The following is an 18,624-nucleotide window of genomic DNA, read 5'->3' on the forward strand; positions in this document are numbered from 1 at the left end:
ATTCAACTAATTTGACAGCACTATCTAGTTAATTGGACGACTTCATCCAACTAATTGGACGAATGCATCCAACTAATTGGATGACACCATCCAGCTAATTGGATGTAGCTGTTTTATAGTGTAAACCTTAGAATCTCATGGCTGCTTTGGTACCAATAGTCAGTGTGTGAATGTACTCTTTGTTCTTTATGCTGTATGGTGGCTGTATATTGTGATCGGCAAATAAGCCAAAGGCGAAATGCTTTCTTATATGATAGTTAATACCTAAACCTGTTCCAATGCCCCATCCAGTATTTTTCGGAATATTTATATTATTGATTATTGTATTGTAATAATAGGTAAACGTTGCTAGCAGCTTTGTATCAAGCGTCCATCTAAGCGTTAGTGGAAGCGAGAAATAAGGTCCAATGCTGAAGTTATCGAAGTTGAACGTGTTGTCTTGTGTTTCAGTGTCGTTAATGATAAGCTGTATGTTTGAGAAAGTTGAACGCCCACCAATACCTATATACTGATTGAAGAAGTAAGCTCCTTCAACACCAAGGACGGTTCCCACTGATGTTTGAATGGTTGTGTTATTATTGATATCAAACTTACTTAGAGGGATATTAAAGCCCATATAGAGGTTGAAGAATGAAGGGTTGCTACGTTCTAGTTGTTCCTCCTCTTGTAACTTTTGGAAGTTTAATCCCCTACCTCTCATGAAAGCATCAGTTATCCAATATCCGAACTCTGTTGACAGAATACCAAAGCCTGCTCCAACCATGACATCACTGAGCCAATGCTTGTTATTCGCCATACGCATTAGTCCTGTTGCAGTTGCTATGGTATATGCCCCAACACTTACCCATGGAGAGATGTGCCCATACTCCTTGGATAGCATAGTGGCAGTCATAAAGGCGGTCGCAGTATGTCCTGAGGGAAAGCTCTGTTTATTGCTTCCATCAGGTCGGGTTACATTGGTTGTATATTTGAGTCCTTGTACCACCCCTGTCATCAAAGTAATGGTGATGGCATCGCTCATAATCATCCTTCCCCATGAGGACCTGCTTGGCACTCCTGCTGCCTTCAAGCCGAGCATGACAGCCGCTGGTGCTATCTGTGTGTAATTGTCGAGTTTATAGTCGAACTTAGGCATGAAGTCATTCCTTAGTACTCGGAACTTATCGTCGAAATGTTTTTCGAGTAACCCCATAGCTATCATTGGGACGCCTAGATAGGTAGCTTGAAACCAGCGTCGTTGTCTGAAGTTATCCATCTTTGTCTGAAGCGATGGTTGGATAATTGTATTTTGTTCGGTTTGTAAGCTATCGTTGCTGATAACAGATAGTGTGTCTGCTGTTTCGGAATACCCACACATTGAAACAAAGAAAAGAAGATATAACAGTAGAACTGATTTAACTCTATTTGTTGGGTGTTTGGATAGTTCTTTCATTATCTTGGAGCTTGTTTGCTGGCAATGTTATTATGCTGTTATAGAAATTAATTAGTTATATAATAAAGATAAGGAGGATGTGTCGAAAATGTAATGACACATCCTCCCGTTAGACGTTTCTTGTGTGTTAATCGTTATGCTTCAGCAGGTTCATCGTCCGTAGCCTTGAAGTTAGCAAGGTCTGCTGGGTCGAATGACTTGATGTAAGAAGCGTGACCAATCACCTCTTCCTCTGCCATGCGAACGAATACATTAGCCGACTTCTTGAATAACTCTGGTGCCTTAGAAGCATCTTCTATCAAGAGTAGCGAACCGATGATATCGGCTGTCATATTGTACAGACGGCGAGCAAGGAAGTCGTGGATATCTTGGTTATCGTAAGCATTTACCCTCTCGATTGACTCCTCGTAAAGCTCAACGAGACGGGCAACACGATCGCACAAAGCCTTCATGCAGTCGCAAGCGAGTTCGTCCTCTAGCATCTCCTTCATAATAGAAAGATAAGTGCCGTTGGTGATGTAACGAATAGCAGCTACTACTTGGAGTTGCGTTGTACCCTCATAGATTGAGAAGATACGCGCATCGCGATACAAGCGCTGGCACTTGTACTCCATGATGAAGCCGGAGCCTCCATGGATAGAGATAGCGTCGTAAGCAGTCTGGTTAGCGTATTCAGAGTTGATACCCTTGGCGAGCGGAGTGAAAGCGTCAGCCAGTCTTGTGTACTTCTTCATCTCTTGACGCTCCTCTGGAGTGAGCTTCTGGTCACGAGCAATATCCTCCAATGCCTTATAGATATCAACGTAACGAGCCGTCTGATACAATAGCGAACGACCTGCGTCGAGCTTAGCCTTCATGCGAGAGAGCATATCGTAAACCGCAGGGAAGGTGATAATCTTCTTGCCGAATTGCGCACGTTCCTTTGCGTATGCCAATCCCTCGTTGTAAGCCTCCTGCTCAAGACCAACCGACTGAGCGGCTATGCCGAGTCGAGCACCATTCATCAATGCCATAACGTATTTGATGAGTCCCATGCGTGTGTTGCCACATAGTTCTGCTTTTGCATTCTTGTAAACAAGCTCGCAAGTAGGCGAACCATGTATACCGAGCTTGTTCTCGATGTGACGCACGTCAACGCCACCATTGCGCTTATCGTATATGAACATAGACAAGCCACGTCCGTCTCGTGTGCCCTCTTCCGATCTGGCGAGGACGAGGTGGATATCAGAATCACCATTGGTAATGAATCGCTTTACACCATTCAGTCGCCAGCAATTCTCCTTCTCATCGAAGGTAGCCTTGAGCATAACGCGCTGGAGGTCGGAACCAGCATCTGGTTCGGTGAGGTCCATTGACATGGTTTCGCCTGCACAAATGCGTGGGATATAGCGTTGGCGTTGGTCGTCATTACCGAACTCGTAGAGCGTGTCGATACATGACTGCAATGACCAAATGTTTTGGAAGCCAGCATCAGCAGCTGCAATAAGCTCTGATAACATAGAGAATACGACGTTAGGAAGGTTCAAGCCACCATATTGGCGTGGCATTGATACGCCCCATAAACCAGCTTGACGAGTGGCTTGGATGTTCTCAAGCGTCTTGCTTGCATAGTGCATGCGGTTATCAATGAGGTGTGGACCTTCTTGATCGACAGCTTCAGAGTTTGGTGCGATGATGTTCGCTGTGATGTCTCCCGTAATATCAAGGATACGCTTGTAATTCTCAATAGCGTCCTCGTAGTTTACTGGTGCATCAGCGTGTGTAGCGGCATCAGCGTAGTTACGCTCCTTCAATTCTACAATGCGTTTCATCAATGGATGATTCAAGTGAAACGCTATCTCTGGGTGGTCAGTATAATAATTTGCCATTTTCCTTATTTACTATTCTGCTTATAATACTTTATCAACTTAGGCACCACCTCCTCAACAGTTCCATTGATAACATAGTCGGCAATGGCATTGATGGGGGCGTCTGGGTCGTTGTTAATAGATATGATGATACCGCTGTCCTGCATTCCTGCAATGTGTTGAATCTGTCCAGAGATACCACAAGCGATGTACACTTTAGGGTGAACGGTTACACCTGTCTGTCCAATCTGGCGATCGTGGTCTACCCAACCAGCATCAACAGCAGCACGACTAGCACCAACCTCACCATGAAGTTCCTTTGCGAGCTTGAATAGCAAGTCGAAACCTTCCTTAGAGCCGACACCATATCCACCAGCAACAACGATAGGAGAACCCTTCAAGTTGTTCTGTGCTGGTTCGACATGGCGGTCGATAACCTTCACAACATAGTCTACTTCGGGCACATATTTAGCAACATCAGGATAGACAACCTCATTCTTTGCCTTATCCTCATAGAGTGCTTTCTGCATGACACCAGAACGAACCGTAGCCATCTGTGGACGGTGGTCAGGGTTGACAATCGTCGCTACGATGTTACCACCGAAAGCAGGGCGAATCTGATAAAGCAGGTTCTCATAATGCTTGCCAGCCTTCTTGTCATCGTAGTCACCAATCTCTAGTTGTGTACAATCGGCAGTCAGACCACTTGTCAATGATGATGATACACGAGGACCGAGATCACGACCAATCACCGTTGCACCCATCAAACAAATCTGTGGCTTCTCCTCTTTGAAGAGATTAACAAGGATGTCTGTGTGGGGTGCAGATGTGTAAGGGAATAGTCCCTCACCATCAAAGACAAAGAGTTTGTCTACTCCGTAAGGCAGAATCTGGTCTTCCACCTTCCCCTTAATACCACTACCAGCAACAATGGCATGCAACTCAACACCCAATTCATTAGCGAGCTTACGACCCTTAGTCAATAGCTCCTGCGAAACCTCCTGTACGGTGGTCTCTTCTATTTCGCAATATACAAATACGTTATTCATAGGTCTTACCCAATTATCTTCTCTCCTAATAGTTCCTTAACAAGTCCTTCAATATCCTCATCAGAGCCTGTTAGCGTCTGACTCTCCTTAGCTTGAAAGACAATGTTCTGCACTGCTTTCACCTTTGTTGGCGAACCGCTAAGACCGCATTGAACCTCATCTCCATCAACGTCAGCAACTGACCACTGGTTCAAAGTGAGGTAAGGACGCTCTTCGTAGAGGTTAGCCCAAGGCTCATTACCTTTGCGCTCCATAGGACATGTAGCGTATTTGTACTTCATAACGAGCTTAGCATTACATGGGCGAGCTGGAGCTGCAGAACCATTAACAGTAATCAGCACTGGCAATGGGGCTACAACCGTCTCAACACCACCATCAATATGACGGCGAATAGTTGCCTTTCCGTCTTCAACCTTTAGAATCTCTTCAGCGTAAGTAACCTGATTAAGACCTAACTTCTGTGCAACCTGTGGACCCACCTGTGCCGTATCGCCATCAATAGCTTGACGACCACCAATGATAATGTCTACATCCCCAATCTTCTTTACGGCAGTAGCCAAAGCGTAAGAGGTAGCCAAGGTGTCGGCACCAGCAAACTTGCGATCGGTAAGTAACCAACCGGTATCTGCACCACGATAAAGTCCTTGTCGGATAATTTCTCCAGCACGTGGAGGACCCATAGTCAAAATACCAACAGAGGCATCTGGGTCTTGATCCTTCAGTCGTAAGGCCTGCTCTAAAGCGTTTAGGTCTTCTGGGTTGAAGATTGCTGGCAGTGCAGCACGATTCACCGTGCCCTCAGCTGTCATCGCATCTTTACCCACGTTTCTTGTGTCTGGTACCTGCTTAGCAAGTACAACGATTTTCAAACTCATAGATATAAATGTGTGATTTAGAATTTCTTATTACGTGAGTGGTGGCAAAAGTACGTTTTTTTTAGAATATAAGCAAATAAAACTTCTAAAAACATCGAGCCTTGAAACCCTACTCAAAAGTGCATAATAGAGTAAAAATAAGTCTCCTTCAGATAATGGAATGTGCTTTTAAGACGGAGTAGTTGATGGGGCTCATGTTATAAGTAATATGTTCTAAAGACAGATTAATATAGGTGCATGATATTATAAGTAATACGTGTTCCTACCATCGCCACCATCGTTACATTCCACCATATAGTTATCATCCTTTCATACTTTAACTTAAAGTAGCAAAGGACATAAACTTAGACGTCTTGAGGACTTTAACTTAAAGTACGAAGAGGGTTCAACTGAAAAGAGGGAAATAGGATAAGTTACATTTCAATGAAGGGAAGATAAGGGGAGTGGGAATGCTGTTAATTAGGTGAAAAGGAGTGTGATGTAATAAGAATATTGTATCTTTGCCGTTCTAATAGATGATTATAACATAAGGAAACGATGAAACATATATTTGTGAAAAGCTATATCTTCGCCTTATCATTGCTGGCTATTTCATGTCAGTCGGGCAAAGGAAGAGTTAGTTTGTCAGCTTTGGAGCAGTCTTTTAAAGATGTTCAAAGTATAGAGCAGGCGGATAAGAACAATACGAATGAGGATAATGCAACAGAAGAAGAGACTAGTTCTTCCGCTAATGTTGAGGCTAAGAATGGATTAGAAATACCGCAGGGGAAGGCGAGAGTACCATCTATTTTGCTTTATAGAGAAGGCTACACCGCATCCTACAATATAGATACGAAGACACCGAACTGGGTGGCATGGCACCTCACAGCTAATCATGTTGATGGTGTAGTAAAGCGTAATGGTGTGCAGTTTCATGCAGATGACGATGTGCCAGAACCTCGTGTGGATACTTACGATTATATGCGTTCAGGCTATGACCGAGGGCACATGTGTCCTGCTGGTGACAATCGATGGAGTGAGACGGCGATGGAACAAAGTTTCTTGATGACAAATGTTTGTCCGCAAGATCATGCTTTAAATAGTGGGTTATGGAACTCAATAGAAGAACAATGTCGCACGTGGGCGAAGCGGTATGGTGATGTCTTTATTGTTTGCGGACCGATCTATTTCAAGCAGCCACATAAGCGTATTGGTAATAATAAGGTGCAAGTACCTGAAGCCTTCTATAAGGTTATCTTGCGGCTGAAGCCTACTCCAAGAGCAATTGGATTCGTTTGTCGTAATACATCGGCTAAGGGTCATAAGAAGATGGAGTATGTGAACACTGTTGATGATGTGGAGCGTATAACTGGGATAGACTTCTTTCCAAAGTTGCCCGACGATGTTGAGCAGCGTGTAGAGTGCCAAGCCGATATTTCAGAATGGTAATATAAAAGGTAAGACACATGTATGATAGTTTAATGTATCAAATACTTCGCAACTTCCCGTTCGATCCGACCGACGACCAGATGTATGCCCTTGACGTCTTCGAACGCTTCATGACCGATAGCGATGAGCGTTGTGTGATGATACTCCGAGGTAGTGCTGGTACGGGCAAAACCTCCTTAGCAAGTGTTATTGTGCGTACGCTCTTAGCCTTGCAATACAAGATAAGCCTTCTCGCACCTACTGGTCGTGCAGCAAAAGTATTCTCTTTAAACTCTGGTCAACCTGCTGCTACCATTCATCGAAGTATCTATCGAGAGCGAACGTTCGCTGGATTGGATGGAAAGTTCAACCTTAATGCGAATCTCTATCGTAATCGTTTGTTCATGATAGACGAAGCCTCAATGATAAGTCTAACCTCCGTGAACTCCACCTTTGGGAGTGGTTGCTTGTTAGACGACCTCATTCAGTTTGTTTATAACGAACGCAACTGTCGAATGTTGCTGATTGGTGATAAGGCGCAGTTGCCCCCTGTGGGTGAAGCCGAGAGTCCCGCCTTGCGTACTGACGTGTTAGCAGCTTATGGCTTGAAGGTCTATGAGTGTGATTTGAATGAAGTTCTCCGTCAGAGCCAAGACTCTGGTATCCTCTATAATGCTACCATCATTCGGCAAATGATTACCCACGACCAAGCAACAGCACTACCCAAGATTCGCTTTAAAGGCTTTGCCGACATCTCAATCGTACCTGGCGATGAACTCATAGAAAGCCTTTCAACGAGTTATGCAGAAGTTGGAATAGATGAAACCATGGTTATCACACGATCAAATAAGCGTGCCAATATCTTCAATCAGGGTATTCGTAATATGGTATTAGGGCGTGAAGAGGAATTGACAACGGGCGATATGTTGATGGTCGTGAAGAATAAGTATAAAGCCCCCCACAATCCCCCCGAAAGGGGGGAAGCCCAAGCAGCAGGGGAGGGAATGCAAGGTAAGGCGACCTCCAACAAAGGACTCTCTTCTTTCAGGGGGATTGAAGGGGGCTTCATTGCCAATGGCGACCGTGCAATTGTGCGTGGTGTTCGCAATGTGCGGGAGCTTTATGGGTTCCGTTTTGCCGATGTTACCTTATCATTCCCCGATTATGACAATACAGAGGAGGATATGATAGTCATCCTTGATACGCTCACAACGGAAGCACCAGCACTAACGCATGAACAGAACGAACAACTCTTTCAACAAGTACTGGCAGATTATGCCGACGTGCCCCTGAAGTCTGATCGTATGAAGAAGATACGTGAGGATGATTATTACAACGCTTTGCAAGTGAAGTTCGGATATGCTATTACCTGTCATAAAGCACAAGGTGGGCAGTGGGCGCACATCTATCTTGACCAAGGCTATATGACTGATGAGATGCTAACTCCCGACTATATCCACTGGCTCTATACAGCATTCACCCGTGCCACGGAGCACCTTTATCTCGTTAATTGGCCGAAGACACAGGTGGAGGAAGCGTAAGAAAAAGGTGGTGGATAGGATTATTTAAGATATCGGTAAGCTGATGCTTAGATAGTATTAGTACCTTTGTGCGCACAAGATAACAACCATTTATAAAGCAAATAACATGTACATTGAGAAGATCAAGTCGCCAGCCGACTTAAAACCACTAAGTATCGAAGCATTAAAGACTGTAGCGGATGAAACTCGCCAAGCAGTATTGAATCGTGTTAGTAAGCATGGTGGGCACATTGGTCCGAACCTCGGTTTCGTAGAGGCAACGGTTGCTTTGCATTATGTATTCGATACTCCGAAGGATAAATTAGTCTTTGATGTGAGCCACCAAAGCTATCCACACAAGGTTCTAACGGGTCGTGCGTCTGGTTTCTTAGGTGATTTGGAGGCGATGGATGCCATCAGTGGATACTCATCACCTACTGAATGCCCTGAATATGACAACTTTGAAGTGGGACACACATCCACCTCTGTGAGTCTTGCAACAGGTCTTCAGAAGGCACGTGACATAAAGGGTACGAACGAGAATATCATTGCTGTCATAGGAGATGGCTCCCTTTCAGGTGGTGAAGCATTTGAGGGATTGGATGAAGCATCCGAACTTGGCACAGGAATCATCATCGTTGTCAATGATAATGAGATGTCTATTGCAGAGAATCATGGCGGTATCTACAAGAACTTACGTGCCTTGCGTGAGAGTCACGGAACCTGTGAGCATAACTGGTTCAAGGCGTGGGGATTTGAATATAAGTACCTTGAGGAAGGCAATGATGTTGCGAAGTTAATAGAGTTATTCCGCAGTGTGAAGGGCACAGATAAGCCTACTGTCGTTCATATCCACACAGAGAAAGGACATGGTTTTGCACCTGCTGTAGCCAATAAAGAGGCATGGCATTATGGTATGCCTTTCAATATCGAGGATGGCAGTCGACCAGCGTCTCCAGCGTATGAGACCTATGAGCAACTCCTTAGTGATTGGATGTTAGAGGAGATGAAGACGGATAAAACGCTCGTTGCTGTTACCTCTGGCACCCCATCCGTAGCTGGGTTTACACCAGAGAAACGTATAAAAGCAGGCAAACAACATGTTGATGTGGGTATTGCCGAAGAGCAAGCTGTAGCAATGATATCTGGTATGGCAAAGGGCGGACTACATCCTGTATGGACAGTCTTTAGTACGTTTATCCAACGCAGCTACGACCAGATTGCACAGGATCTCTGCATTAACTCTAACCCAGCAGTTATCAATGTAGCATGGGGTGGCACGGCATCTATGAATGATATTACGCATATCTGCCTTTTCGATATACCAATGCTTTGTAGCATACCAAATCTTATTTATCTTGCTCCAACTACCTGTGAGGAATATTTCGCAATGCTTCGTTGGGCTATTCAACAGGATAAGAAGCCTATCGCCTTACGTATTCCGACCAACGGAGTTAACCATACTTCTGAGGCTGTTGATACCATGTATGACTATGAACCAAAGTATAAGATCATGCACAAAGGCTCGAAGGTTGCTATCATTGCAGCAGGTTCTTTCTATCAAAAAGGTGAGAATGTAGGTCGCTTATTGGCTGATAAAGGGATTAATGCAACCCTCATCAATCCTCGTTATCTGAATGCTGTTGATGCGAATACATTGAATGCTTTGAAGGATGACCACGAATTGGTTGTGACATTGGAGGATGGTTGTAAGGATGGAGGATTCGGTGAGCGCATTGCGTCTTACTATGGTCCTACTGATATGAAGGTACTTGTTGGCGGCGTAAAGAAGGATCTCTACGATCGTTTCGACCTTCAACAGCTATTGTCTGATAACCATTTACAGGATGAGCAGATAGTAGATGACGTGCTAAATATCTTGTTGTAAGTGTGTTGTCAGTATGTTTTTACTCTTCAATCAATAGGTGTCTTTGTCTATTATACATAAGAGAAAGGGAGTTAAAACTAGGTGTCTACTTGTATTGTAAGCGTACTATCATCTTGCTAATAGATATAGCTTGCGTGATTATACACGCCCTGTATAATCCGTTATCACGTAGATGATACTCAATTATACACCGCTGTATAATTCGCTGAGGCATATCCCTTCTGATTGACGGGACGCCCTTCTTGATACAAGGAGAGCCTCTCCTTACATCAAAGAGACGCCCTCTTCCAATGGAAGAAGGCGTCTCTTATCTTATTCTTTCTATTCCTTTGTTAGTGAGGTTATGTCTTGTTATATCTGTTACTCACTGTTATTTGTTACAGAAAAGCCTACTTATGCAATGCTACCTGTTAACTTCTCAACCATTATCTTCGCTGCATTATCAGGCGCAACAGCATCTCCAAGGCGTTCGCGGACGATTTGATAATCGGCAAGCATGTGCTCACGAGCGGGCTGACCAGGTAAGATTCGATATAACTCGTTGGCTATATTGTAAATTGAAAAGCGGTCGGCGAGTAATTCCTGTACGATTTCTTTATCAGCAATGAGGTTGACGAGGGAGATGAAACGCACCTTTATAATATGTTTGAAAGCGAAACGAATGAGCTTCGGAACGGGCGTCTCATAGCAAACCACTTGCGGAACATTGAGTAAGGCGGTCTCAAGTGTTGCGGTTCCACTCGTTACTAACGCCGCTGTGGAGTGGGTGAGTAACTCGTAAGTCTGCAACTCCACCATCTTAGCTTCACTATCTCCGAGATATTTCTTATAGTATGATTTCTCGATAGAAGGGGCTGCCGCAATCACCATTTGATAATCTTCAAAGTGGCGTGCAGCCTCAAGCATTGACGGAAGATTATCCTTTATCTCTTGTTTCCTACTGCCTGCAAGGATAGCAATAATCGGTTTCGAGGATAAGTTATTACGCTGACAGAACTCGTCTTTCGACTCTGTGTAAACATGTTGGAAGTTATCTACTTCCTCCTTAGTTGGGTTGCCAACGTAATGTATTTTGTAGTGATGTTTCTTCTCATAGAAGGGTATCTCAAATGGAAGAATAGAGAACATCTCCTTCACATCACGCTTAATAGCTTTGATTCTCCACTCTTTCCATGCCCATATCTTCGGTGAGATGTAATAGAAGACAGGTATGTTTGTATTCTTCTTTACATATTTGGCAATACTAAGATTGAAGCCTGGATAGTCGATGAGGATTACTACGTCGGGTTGCCAACGTACGATATCTTCCTTGCACATCTTCATGTTCTTGAAGATAGTGGGTAGGTGGAGTAGAACTGGCACAAAGCCCATGTAGGCAAGTTCCCGATAATGTTTAACCCTTGTTCCACCCACTCTCTGCATTAGATCTCCACCCAAGAAGCGGAACTCTGCAGCAGGGTCATATTGCATCAAAGACTGCATCAGTCGTGAAGCATGTAGATCACCAGAGGCCTCACCAACAATCAAGTAATACTTCATATATCAAGTGTTTAGAGGGTATTCCACGTGTTCATCTTCTCAATCATATCGTAGTCCGTGACGTCAATACGTGTTGGCGTAACCGATACATAGCCATGATTTAAAGCCCATTGATCCGTGTCGGTGGCATCGGGTTCATCGTTTTGATAATGCCCAGTTAGCCAATAGTAATCGAAGCCACGAGGGTGTTTGCAACGTTCAACCTCCCGTGTCCAACTACCGAATCCCATACGGCAAACCTTCAAGCCAGCGAACTTCTCCACCTTAGGGAAGTTCACATTCAAGCATACGCCCTTAGGGAGCCCATCGGTAAGAACCTTCTTTACAATCTTTCTTACGTAATCCCTGAGGTAAGAGAGGTCGGCTTCTGTGTTATAGTCACAGCTTGAGAAGGCAATAGAGGGAATATATTTCATACAGCCTTCATAGGCTACTCCCATCGTACCACTGTAGTGATTATTCACAGAAGAGTTGTCGCCATGGTTGATACCACTAAGGATTAAATCTGGTTTACGCTCTTTGAGCAACTGATCTAATGCAAGTTTAACGCAATCGACAGGCGTTCCAGTGCATGACCATACCTCACAATTAGGAATGTTATGACGTTGTTTCAATAACAAATAATCAGTTACCGAGAAGGCACATGAGAATCCCGAACGTCCAGACTCGGGTGCACAAACAACCACATCAGCAAAGTCTGTGAGGAAAGAAACCAACGTGCGAATACCATTCGAATGGTATCCATCATCGTTAGAGACGAGTATAAGTGGTTTAGTAAAATCCATTGTTTTCGCTTTTGATTGGATGCAAAAGTACGAAAAAAGGTTTATAAAGCTCCCAGTCTCACATAATTTGTGTATCTTTGTAGCCTAATAAACGTATTTGGAATATATAGAGAAATGGGAAAGATTATCGCTCTCGCCAATCAAAAAGGCGGTGTCGGAAAGACAACAACCACCATCAATTTAGCGGCTTCTCTTGCTACTTTAGAGAAGAGCGTGTTGGTTATCGATGCCGATCCACAGGCTAATGCGTCAAGTGGTTTGGGTGTAGATATAAAGGAAGTGGACTGTTCTCTTTATGAATGTATCATTGACCATGCCGATATAAAAGACGCTATCTACACAACTGATATTGATGGGCTTGATATTGTGCCCAGCCATATTGACCTTGTCGGAGCCGAGATTGAGATGTTGAAACTCAGCGGTCGTGAGAAGGTAATGAGCAATCTGCTTGCTGAGATACGTGATGATTATGATTACATTCTGATAGACTGTAGTCCGTCATTAGGGCTTATTACGGTCAATGCCTTGACAGCAGCTGATTCCGTAATCATACCTGTTCAGTGTGAATACTTTGCTTTGGAAGGTATTAGCAAACTGCTGAATACAATCAAGATTATTAAGAGTAAGCTTAATCCGAAGCTCGAGATAGAAGGCTTCTTGTTGACGATGTATGATAGTCGCCTTCGCTTAGCTCGACAGATATATGATGAAGTTAAGCGTCATTTCCAGGAACTGGTGTTCCGCTCAGTCATACAACGTAATGTGAAGTTATCCGAGAGTCCGAGTCATGGATTACCTGTTATCCTCTATGATGCAGACTCTACTGGTGCGAAGAATCACCTTAATCTGGCAAAAGAAATCATCGAAAAGAATAAGAAATAAGGAATGGCTGTACATAAGAAATACAATCGAAATGCAAAGACAAATGCGTTGGGTCGTGGGCTTGACGCATTGATTTCTACTGATACTGTTAGTACACAAGGCAGCTCAACGATTAATGAGATAGCCTTAGATCAGATCGAAGCGAATCCTAATCAACCACGTCGTGAGTTTGATCCTGTCGCTTTGGAGGAGTTGGCAAATAGTATTCGTGAGCTTGGATTAGTACAACCAATCACCTTGAGACAGATAGCTGATAACCGCTTCCAGATCATCGCTGGTGAGCGACGTTGGCGTGCGAGTCAGTTGGCAGGATTGACTGCTATCCCTGCTTATATTCGAACGATTAAGGACGAAAGTGTGATGGAATTGGCGTTGGTAGAGAATATCCAACGTGAAGACTTGAATGCTATTGAAATCGCACTTGCCTATGAACACTTGTTGGAGAAGAGTGGTATGACACAAGAGAGAGTGGCAGAGCGTGTAGGAAAGAGTCGTGCCGCTATAGCTAACTATCTTCGTCTTTTAAAACTTCCAGCGCAAGTGCAGATGGCATTACAGAAGAAGGAAGTTGACATGGGGCATGCTCGTGCATTGTTATCATTAGATAGTCCGGCATTACAACTGAAGCTTTATCGTGAGATTCTAAAGAATGGTTATAGTGTTAGAAAGGTAGAGGAACTATGTCAACAGCTTAATAGTGGGGAAGACATACAATCTGCCAAGAAGAAAATAGCAGCTCGTAAGCGTCTTCCTGAAGAGTTTAATATCCTCAAGCAACGCCTTTCCTCTTTCTTTAACACAAAGGTTCAGATGAGTTGCAATGCGAGTGGAAAGGGGAAGATAAGTATTCCGTTTGCTTCAGAAGAAGAATTGGAGCATATAATGGAAGTGATGGATAAAATGAAGTAAAGTACTTCTTTACAGGTATTAGTTAATAAAGACGGATAGTGATGATGGTTAAGAATATAATTCGTAGGGGGATATTAGCAGTAGGGATGCTCGTTTGTTCAATGGGTATGCAGGCTCAGAATGTCTCTGATGATACGATAAAAGTAATCTATCCAGGCGACTCCTCCGTCGTTAAAGTTCCTAATTCACAGGATAAGTATGTGGAAGAAAGAGCAATATTAACACCAGATGATGAAGGACGTCTTACTTCCGTTGTGCGTAAGGATAGCCTTAGTCTTGTGAAGCGACAAGGTCGTGATTGGGCAAAGTGGCGTCCTAATCCTAAGAGAGCACTGTGGTTAGCATTGGTATTACCTGGTGCTGGGCAGGTTTATAATCGTAAGTATTGGAAGCTCCCAATATTCTATGGCGGTATTGTTGGGTGTATTTACGCAATGACATGGAATAATCAGATGTATCATGACTATGCACAGGCATACGTCGATCTTGTTGATAATGACCCTACGACCCAGAGCTATAATAGCTTCTTGCATTTGGGTACAACGATTACATCTGCTAATGAAGAACGCTATAAAAACATATTCAAACAACGTAAAGATCGCTATCGTCGTTGGCGCGATTTGAGCATCTTTGCAACCGTGGCAGTCTATGCTTTATCTGTTATTGATGCTTATGTAGATGCCTCCCTGTCGGATTTTAATATTTCAGATGACCTGTCATTACACATTGCACCGACAGTCATTCAAGATAAGAGTATCGCTACGCCAAATCTTCCCTTCCGTTCTTCGGCAATAGGACTAGGCTGTAGTTTGACATTCTAAGCAGTGACGCACTGTATTTGCGTTAACTAAATAAGACGTAATGAAGCATAAGAGATATTTCGTTGCACTATTAATTACACTGGTGACAACTGCTAGTTTACACGCGCAGAGTCAAACTGTTATAGACAATCATGGTAAGAGTCTAAATGTTGTAATACCAACTGCTGATGGCTCATTGACTGGTTATGTTGATGTTGACTACTCAGATGATAAGTTCTATGAAAGTGGTAAACTTCAGGGCGTGAATAGTGAGGAAACAACAGAAAAAGGCACTATCGGGGATTTGGAAGAAGGTTTGGAAGGTATTAAACGTAAGATGCGTAGCCTTTCAGAAGTGATGACATTGACTTGTAATGACGAAGTGAAACGATATATTGATAGGTACACAAAGGCTGGACGGAAGTCTACGAGTTACTTACTTGGGCGTGCAAGCTATTACAACCCATTCTTTGAAAAGGCCTTGCGTAGCTATGGTCTACCACAAGAACTGAAGTATCTTCCTATTATAGAATCAGGTCTTAACCCTAATGCAACATCGCGAGTTGGAGCCGCAGGACTATGGCAGTTCATGACAACTACGGGTAAACAATATAACCTTCAGATTGATAATTACATTGATGAAAGGCGTGATCCTGAGAAGTCGTCCTATGCTGCTGCACGCTTGCTAAGCGATCTTTACAATCGCTTCGGAGACTGGACTCTAGCTTTGGCAGCTTATAACTGTGGACCAGGACGCGTGAGTAGTGCTATCGCTAAGGCTGGGGGTGGATCTGACTTCTGGGCAGTTTATCGTTATCTCCCTAAAGAGACACGAGGTTATGTGCCAGCTTTTATAGCTGTAAACTACGTGATGAATTATTATGGCGATTATAATATAACACCGCTTCCAACCAATCTTCCAGCTCAATGTGATACTGTTGTGATAGAGAAAGATGTTACATTAGCGAAGGTGGCAGATGTTTTGGGGATCGAATTAGATAAGATTAAAACACTTAATCCACAGTACAAGTTGGGTGTAGTGAAAGCCTTTTCTACTTACGGAATGGCTAAGTTAAGATTGCCAGCAGATATGATTGAGAAGTTTAACTATAGCAAAGAACTTATATATCAAGATGAGGCATCATTCGAGAAAACCGGCCCTAATGTCGTTGCTACTAACACGAACCAAACAACCGCACTACATAGACAGGGCGTAATGATGCACTAAACAAGTCTTTCACCTTATTATATATAGGAAAGGATGCACTATGGATAAAGACAAGGAACGAACAGAAGAAAAAGTGATTGATTATGAGAAGATGGTTGATGAAGCCTTCCAACATCTTCTTGATACCTATCTTGCCTCGCGTCATCGTAAGAAGGTTGACATCATAACTAAGGCTTTCAACTTCGCACGACAGGCTCATAAAGGCGTTCGCCGATTGTCAGGTGAGCCATATATCTTGCACCCAATCGCTGTTGCCCAGATTGCTTGTGAGGAGATGGGACTTGGTGCAACGAGTATCAGTGCAGCCTTATTACATGATGTTGTAGAGGATACTGACTATACAGTAGAGGATATTGAAAACATCTTCGGAACGAAGATAGCGCAGATAGTTGATGGTCTGACAAAGATCTCTGGAGGCATTTTTGGAGAGCAAGCCTCCGCTCAAGCAGAGAATTTCAAGAAGCTCTTATTGACGATGAGTGACGACATTCGAGTCATACTCATTAAGATTTGTGACCGCTTACACAATATGCGCACCCTTGCTTCACAGCCTGCTAACAAACAATACAAGATTGCTGGTGAAACGCTCTATATCTATGCGCCGCTTGCCAATCGACTAGGTCTTAATAAGATAAAGACCGAATTAGAGGATTTAAGTTTCCGTTACGAGCATCCCGATGCATACGCTTCTATTGAGAAGAAATTGGCTTCTACGCAAGCACAACGCGACACTCTCTTTGATGAGTTTACTGCCCCTATCCGTAAAGAACTCGATAAGATGGGCTTTGAATATGAGTTGAAAGCACGTGTGAAGAGCCCTTACTCCATTTGGTGTAAGATGCAGAATAAACATGTAACATTCGAAGAGATCTATGATATCCTTGCTGTTCGAATCATCTATAAGCCTAAGTCTAAGGAAGAGGAAATCAATAACTGCTTCCAAATCTACGTTGCCATCAGTCAGATATACAAGAGTCATCCCGATCGACTTCGTGACTGGGTGAACCATCCAAAGGCTAATGGTTACCAAGCATTACACGTCACTTTGATGTCAGCAAAGGGTCGATGGATAGAGGTGCAGATTCGTTCTGAACACATGAACGAGCTTGCTGAACAAGGATTTGCAGCCCACTGGAAGTATAAGGATGGTGGAGAAATAACTGAAGATGAGGGTGAATTGAATGAATGGCTTAGTACTATCAAGGAGATACTGGATGATCCTCAACCTGACGCAATGGACTTCTTAGATGCTATTAAGCTCAATCTCTTTGCCTCTGAAATATTTGTCTTTACTCCAAAAGGCGAGATTAAAACAATGCCAGCAGGCTGTACTGCACTCGACTTTGCCTTTCAGATACACACATTCCTTGGTAGTCACTGCATTGGAGCAAAGGTTAATCACAAGCTAGTACCGCTTAGTCATAAGTTACAAAGTGGTGATCAGGTTGAGATACTCACGTCTATGTCACAGCATGTTGACCCCTCTTGGATTAACTTCGTATCGACAGCTAAGGCAAAAGCAAAGATACAAGCAATCCTTCGTAGAGAGAGTCGTGAGGTGCAGAAGAATGGTGAAGAGCGACTGTTGCAATGGTTGAGAGCAAACGACTTAGAGATGACAACGGCCGTATTAGATAGGCTTTGTGAGTTGCACGACCTTAAGAAGCACGATAGTCTCTTCCTATCTATTGGGGATAAGACAGTCATCCTTGGAGATACAGATCTTAATGAACTTCGAGGGAAGAATAAGTCAGAGAAGCCTACAGAAGGGCGTGGTTGGCGTCGTTATGTGCCATTCTTGAAGACAAGTGGAAAGAAGGAGATGCAAGCCATAAACACGGATGACTCGGAACATTCTGAAGGTTTGATAGTTGTAACAAAGGACTTAAATAAGAAGAAGCCAATCTTCATCAATGAGGATAATGTCTATCGTTATGTATTCCCACATTGCTGTCATGCCATACCAGGGGACGATATCTTGGGGTATATCGATAATAAGAATCACATTGAGATACACAAACGTTCATGTCCAGTAGCAGCTAAATTGAAAGCCAGTTATGGTACTCGTATATTGGATGCAAAGTGGGATATGCACCGCAGTCTATTCTTTGAAGCAGCCATACAGATACGTGGTATTGACAGAAGTGGTATGTTACACGATATTTCCGATGTGCTTTCTGATCAGCTAGGAATCAATATTCGTAAGATCACAATCACGAGTGATAATGGCATATTTGATGGTACAATAGAGATGCAAGTACATGATCGCAATGATGTAGAAGTGATTGTTGAGAGTATGAAGAATATAAAAGGTGTACAAGAAGTACAATCTGTTTTACCTTAATTCCGCAACACTATTATAAATTAAACTTTTTAAGTACCTGAGCAACAAAAAGTTGCTCAGGATTTTGCCATGTCAGAATTTTCACTTATCTTAGTGTTGCAAAAAAAAACAAGAGAATC

General features: G+C 43.3%; 14 protein-coding genes. 8 read left to right on the forward strand and 6 right to left on the reverse strand.

The window, feature by feature from the left end:
* Nucleotides 1–127: 127 nt before the first annotated feature.
* The 4 genes from F0475_RS09710 to F0475_RS09725 all read right to left on the reverse strand — a co-directional run bounded on the left by F0475_RS09710 (nt 128) and on the right by F0475_RS09725 (nt 5,203).
* Nucleotides 128–1,432 (reverse strand): phosphatase PAP2 family protein, encoded by a 1,305-nt coding sequence (locus F0475_RS09710; protein ID WP_234422995.1) that lies wholly within the window; start codon nt 1,430–1,432, stop codon nt 128–130.
* 134 nt (nt 1,433–1,566) lie between these two features.
* Nucleotides 1,567–3,300: an acyl-CoA dehydrogenase family protein gene (locus F0475_RS09715; RefSeq protein ID WP_155716469.1), complete on the reverse strand. Its 1,734-nt coding sequence runs from the start codon at nt 3,298–3,300 to the stop codon at nt 1,567–1,569.
* A 5-nt stretch (nt 3,301–3,305) separates the two neighbouring features.
* Nucleotides 3,306–4,328, reverse strand: coding sequence for an electron transfer flavoprotein subunit alpha/FixB family protein (locus F0475_RS09720; RefSeq protein WP_155716470.1), 1,023 nt, complete (start codon nt 4,326–4,328; stop codon nt 3,306–3,308).
* Nucleotides 4,329–4,333: 5 nt separating this feature from the next.
* On the reverse strand, nt 4,334–5,203 hold the full coding sequence (locus F0475_RS09725) for an electron transfer flavoprotein subunit beta/FixA family protein (protein ID WP_155716471.1): 870 nt from the start codon (nt 5,201–5,203) through the stop codon (nt 4,334–4,336).
* Nucleotides 5,204–5,740: 537 nt separating this feature from the next.
* Here F0475_RS09725 and F0475_RS09730 point away from each other — a divergent pair.
* The 3 genes from F0475_RS09730 to F0475_RS09740 all read left to right on the forward strand — a co-directional run bounded on the left by F0475_RS09730 (nt 5,741) and on the right by F0475_RS09740 (nt 10,018).
* Nucleotides 5,741–6,631: a DNA/RNA non-specific endonuclease gene (locus F0475_RS09730; RefSeq protein WP_155716472.1), complete on the forward strand. Its 891-nt coding sequence runs from the start codon at nt 5,741–5,743 to the stop codon at nt 6,629–6,631.
* A gap of 17 nt (nt 6,632–6,648) precedes the next feature.
* Nucleotides 6,649–8,151, forward strand: a complete 1,503-nt coding sequence (locus tag F0475_RS09735; protein WP_155716473.1) for an ATP-dependent DNA helicase — start codon at nt 6,649–6,651, stop codon at nt 8,149–8,151.
* Between the two features lie 106 nt (nt 8,152–8,257).
* A complete protein-coding gene (locus F0475_RS09740; RefSeq protein WP_155716474.1) occupies nt 8,258–10,018 on the forward strand; it encodes a 1-deoxy-D-xylulose-5-phosphate synthase in 1,761 nt (586 codons plus the stop codon).
* A gap of 393 nt (nt 10,019–10,411) precedes the next feature.
* Here F0475_RS09740 and lpxB read toward each other — a convergent pair whose 3' ends face one another.
* Both lpxB and surE read right to left on the reverse strand, forming a co-directional pair.
* Complete coding sequence (gene lpxB / locus F0475_RS09745; RefSeq protein WP_155716475.1) at nt 10,412–11,557, reverse strand: lipid-A-disaccharide synthase; 1,146 nt, start codon at nt 11,555–11,557, stop codon at nt 10,412–10,414.
* Nucleotides 11,558–11,568: 11 nt separating this feature from the next.
* Entirely contained in the window at nt 11,569–12,342 is a 774-nt protein-coding gene (gene surE / locus F0475_RS09750; protein WP_155716476.1) for a 5'/3'-nucleotidase SurE, read from the reverse strand.
* A 114-nt stretch (nt 12,343–12,456) separates the two neighbouring features.
* Between surE and F0475_RS09755 the strand changes: the two genes are divergently transcribed.
* From F0475_RS09755 to F0475_RS09775, 5 genes are read left to right on the forward strand one after another with little or no spacing between them, the layout of a single operon-like run.
* The gene (locus F0475_RS09755; RefSeq protein ID WP_155716477.1) at nt 12,457–13,224 is read left to right on the forward strand and encodes a ParA family protein; all 768 of its coding nucleotides are present in this window, start codon (nt 12,457–12,459) and stop codon (nt 13,222–13,224) included.
* Between the two features lie 3 nt (nt 13,225–13,227).
* Nucleotides 13,228–14,133 (forward strand): ParB/RepB/Spo0J family partition protein, encoded by a 906-nt coding sequence (locus tag F0475_RS09760; protein WP_155716478.1) that lies wholly within the window; start codon nt 13,228–13,230, stop codon nt 14,131–14,133.
* 41 nt (nt 14,134–14,174) lie between these two features.
* Nucleotides 14,175–14,954, forward strand: a complete 780-nt coding sequence (locus F0475_RS09765) for a DUF5683 domain-containing protein (protein ID WP_155716479.1) — start codon at nt 14,175–14,177, stop codon at nt 14,952–14,954.
* A gap of 40 nt (nt 14,955–14,994) precedes the next feature.
* Nucleotides 14,995–16,161 carry a lytic transglycosylase domain-containing protein gene (locus F0475_RS09770; protein ID WP_155716480.1) on the forward strand — a complete coding sequence of 389 codons (1,167 nt, stop codon included), beginning with the start codon at nt 14,995–14,997 and terminating at the stop codon, nt 16,159–16,161.
* A gap of 40 nt (nt 16,162–16,201) precedes the next feature.
* A complete protein-coding gene (locus F0475_RS09775; protein WP_155716481.1) occupies nt 16,202–18,505 on the forward strand; it encodes a RelA/SpoT family protein in 2,304 nt (767 codons plus the stop codon).
* The last annotated feature ends 119 nt before the right edge of the window (nt 18,506–18,624 follow it).

It is taken from the genome of Prevotella vespertina, from assembly GCF_009728485.1.
Classification (GTDB): Bacteria; Bacteroidota; Bacteroidia; order Bacteroidales; family Bacteroidaceae; genus Prevotella; species Prevotella vespertina.